The organism is [Mycobacterium] stephanolepidis (assembly GCF_002356335.1).
GTDB classification, from domain to species: domain Bacteria; phylum Actinomycetota; class Actinomycetes; order Mycobacteriales; family Mycobacteriaceae; genus Mycobacterium; species Mycobacterium stephanolepidis.
Map to the genome: position 1 here is coordinate 761,231 of NZ_AP018165.1, position 13,197 is coordinate 774,427.

At 62.9% G+C, this 13,197-nt stretch carries 8 protein-coding genes; 7 read left to right on the forward strand and 1 reads right to left on the reverse strand.

Annotation, left to right across the window (positions count from 1 at the left end):
• Window positions 1-14 precede the first annotated feature (14 nt).
• The 5 genes from MSTE_RS03900 (at window position 15) to MSTE_RS03920 (ending at window position 9,853) form a co-directional block, all read left to right on the forward strand.
• Window positions 15-2,174, forward strand: a complete 2,160-nt coding sequence (locus MSTE_RS03900) for a 3-hydroxyacyl-CoA dehydrogenase NAD-binding domain-containing protein (RefSeq protein ID WP_096499155.1) — start codon at window positions 15-17, stop codon at window positions 2,172-2,174.
• A gap of 541 nt (window positions 2,175-2,715) precedes the next feature.
• Window positions 2,716-4,107 (forward strand): condensation domain-containing protein, encoded by a 1,392-nt coding sequence (locus MSTE_RS03905; RefSeq protein ID WP_096499157.1) that lies wholly within the window; start codon window positions 2,716-2,718, stop codon window positions 4,105-4,107.
• A 51-nt stretch (window positions 4,108-4,158) separates the two neighbouring features.
• A complete protein-coding gene (locus MSTE_RS03910; protein WP_096499159.1) occupies window positions 4,159-5,358 on the forward strand; it encodes a serine hydrolase domain-containing protein in 1,200 nt (399 codons plus the stop codon).
• Window positions 5,355-6,719 (forward strand): condensation domain-containing protein, encoded by a 1,365-nt coding sequence (locus MSTE_RS03915; protein ID WP_096499161.1) that lies wholly within the window; start codon window positions 5,355-5,357, stop codon window positions 6,717-6,719. The genes MSTE_RS03910 and MSTE_RS03915 overlap by 4 nt, the downstream gene beginning before the upstream one ends.
• 2 nt (window positions 6,720-6,721) lie before the next feature.
• Window positions 6,722-9,853 carry an MMPL/RND family transporter gene (locus MSTE_RS03920; RefSeq protein WP_096499163.1) on the forward strand — a complete coding sequence of 1,044 codons (3,132 nt, stop codon included), beginning with the start codon at window positions 6,722-6,724 and terminating at the stop codon, window positions 9,851-9,853.
• Here the strand turns inward: MSTE_RS03920 and MSTE_RS03925 are convergent.
• A complete protein-coding gene (locus MSTE_RS03925) occupies window positions 9,780-10,448 on the reverse strand; it encodes a TetR/AcrR family transcriptional regulator C-terminal domain-containing protein (RefSeq protein ID WP_030094307.1) in 669 nt (222 codons plus the stop codon). The two genes, MSTE_RS03920 and MSTE_RS03925, sit on opposite strands and share 74 nt — an antisense overlap.
• Before the next feature lie 65 nt (window positions 10,449-10,513).
• Here MSTE_RS03925 and MSTE_RS03930 point away from each other — a divergent pair, with 65 nt between their 5' ends.
• Both MSTE_RS03930 and MSTE_RS03935 read left to right on the forward strand, forming a co-directional pair.
• On the forward strand, window positions 10,514-11,983 hold the full coding sequence (locus MSTE_RS03930; RefSeq protein ID WP_096499165.1) for an FAD-dependent monooxygenase: 1,470 nt from the start codon (window positions 10,514-10,516) through the stop codon (window positions 11,981-11,983).
• A gap of 1 nt (window position 11,984) precedes the next feature.
• The gene (locus MSTE_RS03935; protein ID WP_096499167.1) at window positions 11,985-12,986 is read left to right on the forward strand and encodes an LLM class F420-dependent oxidoreductase; all 1,002 of its coding nucleotides are present in this window, start codon (window positions 11,985-11,987) and stop codon (window positions 12,984-12,986) included.
• The last annotated feature ends 211 nt before the right edge of the window (window positions 12,987-13,197 follow it).

Sequence of the window (13,197 nt, forward strand, 5' to 3'; positions counted from 1 at the left end):
GAGAACCAGAACCAATGAGTGCAAACACAATTCAGTGGGAAAAGGATGCCGACGGCATCGTCACCCTCACCCTGGACGACCCCAACGGTTCGGCCAACGTCATGAACGACGACTACAAGCAGTCGATGGCCGCGGCCGTCAAGCGCCTTGTGGAAGAGAAGGATTCGATCACCGGCGTGGTGGTCACCAGCGCCAAGAAGACCTTCTTCGCCGGTGGTGACCTCACCAAGATCATCCAGATTCAGCCGGAGAACGCCCAGGAAGCCTTCAACGAGGTCGAGGAGATCAAGAAGGACCTGCGCACGCTGGAGACCTTCGGTCGTCCGGTCGTGGCCGCCATCAACGGTGCCGCCCTCGGTGGTGGCCTGGAAATCGCGTTGGCCACCCATCACCGGATTGCGGCCGATGTCAAGGGATCTCAGATCGGCCTGCCCGAGGTATCGCTGGGCCTGCTGCCCGGCGGCGGTGGTGTCACCCGCGTGACCCGCATGCTCGGCATCCAGAACGGCTTCGTCACCGTGCTGGCGCAGGGCACCCGGTTCAACCCGACCAAGGCCAAGGAAGTCGGCCTGATCGATGAGCTGGTTGGCTCCGTCGACGAGCTGATTCCCGCCGCCAAGGCGTGGATCAAGGCGAACCCGGAGGCCGTGCAGCGCTGGGATGTCAAGGGATACAAGATCCCCGGTGGCACCCCCTCCACGCCGGCGCTGGCGGCCATCCTGCCGTCGTTCCCGTCGAACCTGAAGAAGCAGCTCAAGGGCGCGCCGATGCCGGCCCCGCGGGCGATCCTGGCCGCCGCGGTCGAGGGTGCCCAGGTGGACTTCGACACGGCCAGCCGTATCGAGAGCCGTTACTTCACCAGCCTGACCACCGGCCAGGTCGCCAAGAACATGACGCAGGCGTTCTTCTTCGACCTGCAGACCATCAACGGCGGCGGGTCACGTCCGGACGGCATCGCCAAGCAGGAGATCAAGAAGATCGGTGTGCTGGGCGCGGGCATGATGGGTGCCGGTATCGCCTACGTCTCGGCCAAGGCCGGTTACGACGTCGTGCTGAAGGACGTCTCGCTGGAGGCGGCTCAGAAGGGCAAGGGCTACTCGGAAAAGCTTGAGGAGAAGGCTCTTTCGCGCGGCAAGACCACCGCGGAGAAGTCCGCGGCGCTGCTGGCCAAGATCACCCCGACCGCCGACCCCGCCGATCTGGCCGGTGTCGACTTCGTGATCGAGGCGGTCTTCGAGAACACCGAGCTCAAGCACAAGGTGTTCCAGGAGATCGAGGACATCGTCGAGCCCAACGCACTGCTTGGCTCCAACACCTCCACCCTGCCCATCACCGGGCTTGCTTCGGGTGTGAAGCGCCAGGAAGACTTCATCGGCATCCATTTCTTCTCGCCCGTCGACAAGATGCCGCTGGTGGAGATCATCCGCGGCGAGAAGACCTCCGACGAGGCGTTGGCCCGGGTGTTCGACTACGTGCTGGCCATCAAGAAGACCCCGATCGTCGTCAACGACAGCCGCGGCTTCTTCACCTCGCGCGTTATCGGCACCTTCGTCAACGAGGCCGTCGCGATGCTGGCCGAGGGCATCGAGCCCTCGACCATCGAGCAGGCCGGCAGCCAGGCCGGATACCCGGCACCGCCGCTGCAGCTATCGGATGAGCTGAACCTGACGCTCATGCAGAAGATCCGCAAGGAGACTGTCGAGGCGGCCAAGGCCGAGGGCAAGGACCTGCCGGACGACCCGGCCGGCCGTGTCATCGACACGCTGGTCGAGGCGGGCCGCCCGGGCCGCCTGGGTGGTGCCGGCTTCTACGACTATGCGGACGGCAAGCGCACCGAGCTGTGGCCCGGGCTGCGGACGACGTTCAACACCCGATCGGGTGCTGACGCGGCCAACCCGCCGCTGCAGGACCTCATCGACCGCATGCTGTTCGCGGAGGCCATCGAAACGCAGAAGTGTTTCGTCGAGGGCGTGTTGACCTCGACCGCTGACGCCAACATCGGCTCGATCTTCGGCATCGGCTTCCCGCCGTGGACCGGCGGTGTGCACCAGTACATCGTCGGATACGAAGGGCCGGCCGGTAAGGGCAAGGCCGGATTCGTGGCTCGCGCAAAGGAATTGGCCGCCAAGTACGGTGACCGCTTCAACCCGCCCGCGTCGCTGCTGGACGCGTAGGTACCGCTCAACGGCACTACAGCCGCTCACCCTCCGGGGTGGGCGGCTGTAGTCGTTTTACGGCTCGTCGCGACGGTGCGGACGGAGCCCGCCCATACGTGTCCCCGAAGATTCAGCAGATTTAGAGGCGGTTACCAGAAGTCGGCGATCAGGGGGAGTGGTCCACGCCACAAAGGGGGTGGCTGGCGCGGTGGCCCACAAAAAATCACCCAGATCTCGCACGTTCTCTGATGGCACTACATACATAGTTATTGATACTTCGCGTAACCAGATATAAATGGCCAGGTCATAGGGTATTTCTATGTGGCAGATATATTTGCGGGAATTGGGTTACCGTAAGACTTACGGGAAGTTGCTGTCATATGGCGTAACGCGGCGTTACCCACAGTTCACTAGCTATCTCTTTGATGGAACGTACCTTTGCGAGATATTTATTCGAATCGCTGCTCGCGATGATTAATCTCGTTGCCGTCCGCACTGTCGCAGGCAAATCGAGCATGGTCACGCTCGTAGTCCAGATCGCTGAACAGGAATAGGGACGATGGTTACACTCGGAACGATCCACGATTGGCGCCCCAAGCCGGGAACCGTCATTTCCTGGAGCGCTTCGCCAGGCGCCCGCCAGGCCGCCGCGCAGGCTCCCGCCAGCACGGTGCCGCCCAGCTATCAGCAGGCCCAGCATGTGCGTTCGTACCGAGATCTGGCTCGTCAGGATCGCGAGATGGCCCGCCTGGGAATCGGCTCCTGGGATGTCCCGGGTGTCTGCGATATCGATGCCATGACCGCGGCGATCAACGCACATCTGCGACGGCACGACACCTACCACTCGTGGTTCGAGTTCGACACGGCCGACAACATCGTCCGGCATGTGATCGAGGATCCGGAGACCATCGACTTCGTGCCGCAGGATCACGGGCTGCAGGGGCCCGACGAGATCCGCGCGCACCTGCTGCGTACCTCGGGTACTCCGCTCTCGTGGGACTGCTTCACGTTCGGGGTGATTCAACGTGCGGACCACTTCACGGTGTACCTGAGCGTTGACCATCTACATACCGACGGCATGTCGACCGGCATCCTGTACGTGGAGATCCAGCTGATGTACGCCAGCCTGGTACACGGCGCGGCACTGGAGCTTCCGGCTCCCGCGGGGTATCTGGATTTCTCCGCCCGTGAGCGTGCGCATAACCAGTCCATGACCCTGGACTCCTTCGAGGTGCAGACCTGGCTCCGGTATGCGCGAGACAACGGCGGCACCCTGCCCGACTTCGTCCTGCCGCTCGGCGACCGATCTGTGCCGAACGTCGGCGGCATGGTCGCCGCCCCGCTGCTCGACGCCGAGCAGACCGTGGCGTTCGAAAAGGCTTGTGAACAGGCGGGTGTGCGATTCAGCGGTGGTGTGTTCGCCTGCACCGCGCTGATCGACCGCGAGCTCACCGGCGCCGACGCCTTCTACGGCATCACCCCGTACGACACCCGCAGCACCGCCGAGGAGCAGATGTCGGTGGGCTGGTACGCGAGCTTCATTCCCTTCGTGGTGGATATGTCGGAGGACTCCTTTGCGCGGGTCGCGCGATCGGCGCAGAAGTCGTTCGACGAATGCCAGCCGCTGGCCAAGGTTCCGTTCGAGCGCGCGTTGGAGCTCGCCGGTCCGGAGTCGGGGCTGGCCGCCCCCGAATACGTGGTTCCGATGGTGTCTTTCCTGGATGCGCGCAAGATCCCGGTCAGTGCCGAATGGGATCGCATCAATGGCGGAATCTACGGGGACAGCCGTTCTTCCGATCAGGTGTGTATGTGGGTCAACAGGTTTGAGAATGAGACCAACCTGACCATCTCGTTCCCCGACAACGCTGTCGCCCGTGAATCTGTGTCGCGCTATTTCGATGTGGCTCGCAGGGTGTATCAGCGTGTCGCGCAGTCACAGTTCGCTTCCTGATTCCGCGGCATCGCGGCCGCATTTGAGCAGCAGTGAAAGGTTGGCACCGTCATGAGCACAAGCCTTGATGTCGCGGTGAATGGAACCAGCTCACCGGACTTCGACAATGTTCGGCGCGCGTTCGCACTGAATTTTCTGGAGAACGACGAGCTGGGCGCGGCGGTCGCGATCTGGGTTGACGGCGAGCTTGTCGTCAATCTGTGGGCCGGATGGGCCGACGAGGCGCGCACCCGTCCCTGGACCGAAGACACCTTGGCGCCGGTGTATTCGGGCACCAAGGGATTGATGAGCACCTGCGTGCACATGCTGATCGAGCGCGGTGTGCTCGACCTGCATGCGCCGGTCGCGCGGTACTGGCCCGAATTCGGCCAGGCCGGTAAGGAATCCATCACGCTGGCGATGGTTCTCGGGCACCGCTCGGGTGTGATCGGGCCGCGCACCAGGTTGACGCCGGAGCAGGCCGCCAACTGGGACGAAGTGTGCGAGCACATCGCCAGAGCGAAACCGTGGTGGGAACCCGGCACCGCGCAGGGCTACCACATGGCGACGTTCGGGTTCATCCTGGGCGAGGTCGTCCGCCGAACCACGGGCAAGACGCTCGGACAGTTCCTGCGCACCGAGATTGCCGAGCCGTACGGGCTTGACGTACATGTCGGGCTGCCGCACAGCGAGCACCACCGGTGCGCGGAGCTGGTCAACAAGCCATTCCTGCGCGATGTGTTCCGCGGCGCGCCTGGGGAGTTCGAGTGCATGAGCGACCACCCACTGGCGGGCCCGCTCATCTCGGGTGACTTCATCCCCGATGACGAGATAGCGCGTAAGGACATTGCGATGTGGCGGGCGCTGGAGTTCCCCGGGACCAATGCCCACGTTTCGGCGCTTGGCATGGCGACCTTCTACAACGCGATGGCGCTCGGCAAGCTGCTCAGCCACGATCACATGGATGTGGTGCGGGTGTCGCAGGGCGGATTCGATCCCGACGTAGTGCTGGGACCCCGGGTGGCCAACCACGGATGGGGCTTGGGCTACATGCTCAATCAGCGCTGCTATGCCGGGCCAAACCAGAAGACCTTCGGGCACGGCGGCTCTGGTGGCTCATACGCCTTTGTCGACCTCGAGCACCGCATCGGCTACTCGTATGTGATGAACCAGTTCGATGTGACCAAGGCAGATGCCGATCCTCGTAGTGTGCGGCTGATCAACGAGCTCTACGCCACGTTGGGGGTGTCGCCGGCGGGAGAGTCGCTGTGACGGCCACGATTCCGGCCGTCGTTAACCCGTCGCGCACGAAAACCCTGTCGATCTCTCATCTGGACTTCGTCGATCAGGCGTCTTTCCTGGGGTTACGAGCCACCGAGCTGTCCACGTTGGGGCAGATGGTCTGGATCTACGAACGCGATATCGACACCGATCGGTTGCGCAGATTCCATGCCAACCTCGGCCTGGGATTGTTCGGTCGTCGAATTGAACGTTCCCGCTTGCCTTTCGGTCGCCACCGCTGGGTACTGGACACGGCGTGCCACCCCATCGACGTCGAGCTCGCACCATTGCCGCGCGCTGAACTGCAGGATTGGGTGCACCGGCATGCCCAGCTGCCGATCGATCCCGAGCACGGCCCGTCCTGGCGTCTCGGTGTCACCCGATTCACCGACGGTGCGACCGCGGTGAGCCTGGTGGTCTCGCACAGCATCGCCGACGGCGTGGGCATGTGCCGGGCAATCGCCGATGCCGCCAATGACGCGAACCTTCCGTTGGGTTACGCGGCACCGCAGTCGCGTAAGCGCATGCGCAGCGTGCGGGAAGACTTGCGGCGCACCAGGTATGACCTGCCGGATACCGCGCGGGCCTTTCGCAAGGCCACCAAGATGTTGAACTCGCGCCGCCAGGACATCAAGCATGCGGGCCGGCCCGCTACCGAGGAGCACATCGAACAGATTCCGGCGGTGACCGTGTATCTGGACGAAACCCATTGGGATGCACATGCACGTGAGCGTGGCGGTACCAGTAACTCGCTAGTGGGTGCGTTTGCCGCTCAGCTCGCCACCAAAGTGGGCAGGCTCGGTCCTGACGGCCGGGTCACTTTGTCCATGCCCGTCAATGAGCGCACCGAGGGCGATCACCGTGCCAACGCCATGACATCGGTGATGTTCGCGATCGATCCCGCGGAACTGACCACCGATCTCCGCGGAATCCGCAGAGCCACCAAGGAGGTGCTCTCCGGCCTACGGGACGCACCGGACGAAAAGTGGGCACTGCTCCCGCTGACGCCATTCATCCCGAAGGCGGCCGCACGCCGGCTTGCCGATGTGGCGTTGGAGTACAGCGACTATCCCGTCGGATGTTCGAATGTGGGGCCGCTGGATCCCGATGTGAATCGTCCCGACGGGACGCATGCCGACTACGTGTTCTGCAAACTGGCCGAGCAGCGGGTGCGGCCCGACAAGGTGCTGAGCACCTACGGGCAGCTCTTCCTCGCGTCCGGGAGGGTCAACGAGAAGATCTTCCTGGCCGTTGTCGGCTACCAGCCCGATGTGATCGAATCACGCGCTGACCTGACCAATCTGCTGACCGAGACGCTCGAGGACTTCGGCATGCGCGGTGTGATCGAGTAGTCGTGGCGGACAACACAGGTGGTATCTACGGACTGATCGCTCGGATCGTCCGGAAGGCCCCTGTCGCCGTCATCGGGGTATGGATCGGTCTGGCCGCCGTCCTGGCGCTGACCGCCCCCTCTCTGCAGAAGGCCATCGAGGAGCACCCCGTCGACCTGCTGCCCAAGGATGCTCCCGTCATGGAGACCACGCGGCAGATGGTCGAATCGTTCCAGGAGTCGGGCGCGCAGAACATTCTGTTGATCGTCCTGACCAACGAGAACGGGCTGACCCCCGCCGACGAGCAGACCTATCGAATCCTCGCGGCCCGAATGCGTGAAGACACCCGCGATGTGAGCATGGTGCAGGACTTCATCACCAAACCGATGCTGCGCGAGATGATGTCGAGCACCGATGGCAAGGCGTGGTATCTGCCGGTGGGGTTGCAGGGTGAGCTTGCCACCCCCGAATCCGGCAAGGCCTACGTGGGCGCCCTGAAGATCATCAGGGAGGCGACTGCAGGCACCACCCTGAACGCCTTCACGACCGGGCCTACCGCGACCGTCGGGGATTTGACGGTGGTCGGAGAGCGCGACCTGCATAAGGTCGAAATCACCACGGCAGCTTTGGTTCTTCTCATCTTGCTGATCGTCTACCGCAATCCGGTGACGATGATGCTGCCGCTGGTGGTGGTGGGGGTCTCGCTCGGCATCGCCCAGGCAGCCGTCGGGGGACTGGCGCAGATGGGTCTGAGTATCTCGAATCAGACGCTGACCTTCATGACCGCGATGATGATGGGCGCGGGCGTCGACTACGCGGTCTTTCTCATCAGCCGATATCACGAATACGTCAAGCAGGGCATGGATTCCGATAATGCGGTGACCGCCGCATTGGAATCCATAGGCAAGGTGGTCGCGGCCTCGGCGGCGACGGTGGCGGTGACCTTCCTGGGCATGGGCTTCACCAAGTTGGGGATCCTGTCCACCATCGGTCCGGCACTGAGTGTGTCCATCCTGATCGCGTTCGTGGCGTCGGTGACCTTCCTGCCCGCGGTGCTGTTCCTGGTGGGACGCCGAGGCTGGGTCAAGCCGAGAAAGGCATATGCCAACAAGATTTGGCACCGTTCGGGCATCAACATCGTCAAACGCCCGGGCGCACACCTGGCCGTCAGCCTGGTCATCCTGATCATCCTGGCCACCTGCGGCGCAATGGTGAAGTTCGGATACGACGACCGCAAGAACCTGCCGCCCTGGGCCGACAGCAATCTGGGCTATGCCGCGATCGAGAAGCACTTCCCGGTGAATTCGACCTTGCCGCAATACCTCTACATCAAGTCCCCGCACGATCTACGCACCCCGCGTGGGCTGGCAGACCTGGAGCAGATGGCCGCGCGGGTGAGTCAGGTCCCCGGTGTGGACAAGGTGCGCGGTATCACCCGCCCCACCGGTGAACCGCTGGAGGAAGCCAAACTGTCTTATCAGGCTGGTGAGGTCGGCGGGAAGCTGGGCGATGCGTCGAATCTCATCGATGCCCGCACCAGGGACTTGGACAAGCTCGCGGCGGGCGGACACACGTTGGCGGACAAGCTCGGTGAGGTCCGCAACTCGGTGAAGAACTCGCTGGGGACGGCGCGAGCACTGGTCGAGGTGCTGGCGCAGTTACGCGGCAGCGGCAGGACGGGCACCCTCGCCGATCTGGATTCGGTGGACAAGCTGGTCAGCAGCATGCATTCCCTCGGGGACGCCATCGAGGCCAATGCCCAGGGCGCCAGCGAGGTGTATGGCTGGATAGAACCCGTCGCTCGTGTGCTGGTCGGAAACCCGGCCTGTGAGATGGACCCCGCGTGCCGCTCCTCGCGCGACGAGATGAACAAGTTCCTGGAGACCAAACAGGATGGCACCAGGGACAGGATCGTCGAGCTCGGCCGTGAACTGAAGGCCGTCGACAACGACAAACAGATCAGTTCGACCATCGCCCGACTGCGCACCGCGCTCAACGCCATTGACACGAATCTGCGCCGGTTGGGGCTGTCCGACTCCTACGGCATCCAACAGAAGTTCGCCGAAGTCCTGACCGGGGTCAACTCGCTGGCCGATGGCAGCGCACAGCTGGCCGAGGGTGTGCAGATGCTGGTGGACCAGACCAAGCAGATGGGCGGCCAGTTGGGTGATGCCTCAACGCTCCTGGTCGCCGCCAAGCGCGATGCGGCACCCGGATCGATGTCCGGCTTCTACATCCCGCAGCAGGTGCTCACCCAAGACTCCTTCAAGACCGCCGCGGCGGCGTTTGTCTCGGCCGATGGGCATGCGGTGCGTTATCTGGTGCAGAGCAACCTGAATCCGTTCAGTCCCGAGGCGATGGATCAGGTCCGCGCCATCCAGGATGCGGCCCACAGCGCACAACCCAACACCACACTGTCCGACGCGTCCATCTCGATGGCCGGGTTGTCGGCGATGTACAACGACATCCGCAACTACTACAACCACGACCTGCGGTTCATCATCGTGCTCACGGTGATCGTGGTGCTGCTCATCCTCGTCGCGCTACTGCGGGCCATCGTCGCGCCGCTGTATCTCATTGGTTCGGTGATCATTTCGTACGCCTCGGCGGTGGGTATCGGGGTGATCGCGTTCCAGTTCATCGGTGGACAACCGTTGAGTTGGAGCGTGCCGGGTATGGCGTTCATCGTGCTGGTCGCGGTGGGCGCAGACTACAATCTGTTGTTCATCTCGCGCATCCGTGACGAGTCGCCCGACGGCATCCGTTCCGGGGTCATCAAGACGGTCAAGTCGACGGGCGGTGTGATCACCTCTGCCGGAGTAATTTTCGCCGCTTCGATGTTCGGCCTGCTGATCGGAAACTTGCAGTCGATGGTCGAAGCGGGCTTCATCATCGGGATGGGCCTGCTCCTGGATACCTTCCTGGTGCGCACCATCACCATTCCTGCTCTGGTTGTGCTGTGTGGGCAGGCCAACTGGTGGCCCTCGGCGATCGTGGAACCTTGGTTCCAGAAACATTTTTCGCGCTCGACGCCCGACGACCGCGATGCGGTGCCTCCGGAGTCGGAGGAGCCTGAGTGTCCTAGCGGCGATCCGATACCCGAGGAGCCGCTGATTTCCGTTTCCCGCGAAGCCGAGCTCGCAGGCCGTCGATGACTATCGCGAGTCCATCCTCGAAGTCGGCATCGAAGTCGGGTTCGTAAAGCTCTGAGAAGACCTCCAAGATCGCCGGATACTTCTGCAGATCGAGTTTGGCGATCAGATTCTCTTCGGTGTACGGATTGGGCCCCGGATACTCCGAGCCATCGCGGGCCTGCTGTTCGATGGTGAAACCGATTGTGTAGTGGTGGATCACGGGAGACAGCCGGGCCGCTTCGCGAACAGTGAACCCGGCCGACGTCATGGCATCGAGCATCGGCTCCAGCATGTCGGCTGCGTTGGTCACAAAGGTGCCTGCCAGGATTCGGGCGCCCTGGTGGTAGCGCAGCATCGCCTGCCGTAGGGCACGAGCGCCGTTGGCCAGGAAGATATCCCATGGCGCAGAGGTGTCGTCGAAGGCATCATGGGCATCGCTCATGATCGCCTCACCCATGAGGTCGATGAGCTCGCGCCGATTCTTCACATGCCAGTACAGCGCCGGTGCCTGCACTCCGAGGGATGCCGCCAATGCCCGCATGGTGAGGCCGTCGCTGCCCTTCTCGTCCAGCAGGGCCAGCCCGGCCCGCGCGATCGTCTCCCGATTCAAAATCACGTTGACACCTTAACATTGTTAAAGTAATTATGGATTCAATACCAATAACGACGTTAAGGAGAATTATGACCGAGCATGCAGTGGTCATCGCAGGTGGAGGCCCGACCGGGCTGATGCTGGCCGGTGAGCTGGCTCTCGCCGGTATTGACGTTGCGGTGTTGGAACGCCGGGGCAGCCACGAGGAGGTGGGATCGCGTGCGGCGGGCGTGCACTCGCGCACCATCGAGGTGTTCGATCAGCGTGGGATCGCCGAGAGATTCCTCTCCCAGGGGATGACCGGCCAGGTCACCCATTTCTCGGGGATCTTCATGAGCATCGAGGATTTCCCCACCAGGCACCCGTACGCACTGGGCCTGCTTCAGCACTACACCGAGAAGACCTTGGCGGCGTGGATCACCGAACTCGGCGTGCCGATCTACTACAACGCCGAGGTCGTCGGGTTTACCCAGGACGACTCCGGTGTCGATGTGGAGCTTGCCGAGGGGCGCGCGCTGCGTGGGCGGTACCTCATCGGATGCGACGGCGGACGCAGCACCATCCGTAAGGCGGCGGGGATCGGATTTCCCGGCCATGATCCGTCGTGCTCGGCGATGCTGGTGGACGCCCAGATCACCGAGCAACCGCTTGAGTTCGGCCTGCTGCGCAAGCCGGGACAATCCTTCCTCGGAATCCTGCCTTTCGAGGAAGGATGGTGCCGCTTGGTATTCAGCACCGATCTTGACCGATTGGGCGTCGAGCCGACATTGGAAGAGGCGAAGGAAGCGCTCATCGCCATCGCTGGAACGGATTTCGGGCTGCACAGTCCACGCTGGATGTCACGTTTCTCCGATATGACTCGTCAGGCCGACCGGTACCGTGACCGCCGCTTGTTCCTTGCCGGAGATTCCGCGCATATTCATTTCCCGTTCGGCGGACAGGGGCTGAACACCGGTGTTCAAGACGCGGTGAACCTGGGATGGAAACTGGCGGCGGTGATCAAGGGAGAAGCCCCGGACTCACTGCTGGACACCTACCACTGCGAGCGCCATCCGGTGGCCGAAAGGGTGCTGCACAACACCATGGCTCAAACACCGTTGTCCGACGCCGGGCCGCGGATGGATGCACTGCGTGACATCGTGGCCGATCTGCTGGCGATGGACGAGCCGCGCAAGCGCATCGCCGGCATGATGAGCGGCCTGGACATCCACTATGACCTGGGTGAGGGACATCCGCTGCTGGGGCGCCGCATGCCGGACCTGGATGTGGTCACCCCGGATGGCCCCACCCGCGTCTACCCCTATCTGCACACCGCCCGTTCCGTGGTGTTCAACTTCGGTGAGCCGCAGAGTCTGAACGTCGACGGATGGGCCGGCCGGGTTCAGCTGGTTGACGCGAAATACTCAGGTGCATGGGATCTTCCGGTGCTCGGTGAGGTGTCGGCTCCGGAGGCGGTGCTGGTGCGACCCGACGGGTATGTCGCCTGGGTGGGGGAGGGCTCCGATGCCGGCCTCGGCGAAGCGCTCACCCGCTGGGTGGGATCTCCCTCCCCGGCGTAGTGTGGCGCGGGTGGCCGAGACACTGGAGTTCGGAGTCTTCATCCCGCAGGGCTGGCGCCTGGATCTGGTAGGCATCGCGCCGCAGCGCCAATGGGACGTCATGCGCGATCTGGTCCGCTATGCGGAGGACGGTCCGTGGGACTCGGTGTGGGTCTACGACCACTTCCATACCGTGCCGGTGCCCACCGACGAGGCGACTCATGAGGCGTGGACGCTGATGTCCGCCTTCGCGGCAGTGACCTCGCGAATCAAGCTCGGGCAGATGTGTACGGCGATGGGGTACCGAAACCCGGTGTATCTGGCGAAGATCGCCGCGACAGTGGACATCATCTCGGGCGGACGCACCCAGATGGGTATCGGTGGAGGCTGGTACGAGCACGAGTGGCGCGCCTACGGCTACGGCTTTCCGGATGCCGCCGAGCGCCTCGGCCGACTGCGCGAAGGGGTGCGCATCATGCGTGACGCCTGGCGGGATGGACGTGTCACCCTGGACGGTACCTACTACCAGGTCGACGATGCCATTGTGGCCCCCAAGCCACTGCAGCCCAAGGGCATTCCGCTATGGATCGCCGGTGGCGGCGAGAAGGTGACATTGCGGATCGCGGCACGATATGCCCAGTACACCAACTTTGGGCAGACTCCCGAGGAATTCGAACACAAATCGAAAATTCTTGCGGCGCACTGTAAGGACGTTGGCACCGACTTCGATGCGATTGTTCGAAGCGCCAACATGAACGTCGTCATCGGCGCCGACGATGCCGAAGTCGCGGACCGGCTGGCGGCCATCAAGGCGCGGCTGGTGCCCGTTGTCGGCGAGGACATCGCCGATGTCACGGTTGGCAATCTGACCGCGACCGCCGGAACTCCCGAGCAGATCGCAGAGCGTCTTGCCGAGTTCCGCAGGTTGGGTCTGGGCTATGCGATATGCAATTTCCCGGAAGCGGCGTATGACCGTTCCGGAATAGACTTGTTCGTGCGCGAAATAGTTGCCAGCCGTGTGTAATTGAGTTAATTAGACGCACTGTCTATTAAGGATTCATCGCCGGACAATCTCGCTTGAACGAATGCTCTGGCGATTCGAATTGATCCGATAGTACTTTGCGCGTGAATCGTTTTGCGCCTGCTATCGGACAGGGTGTTCACGCTCATGAGAGTTCTACGGTTCTTGGTTGTCGTGTCCGTCCTAGTGGCCGTCGGTATAACATTTCCATCTG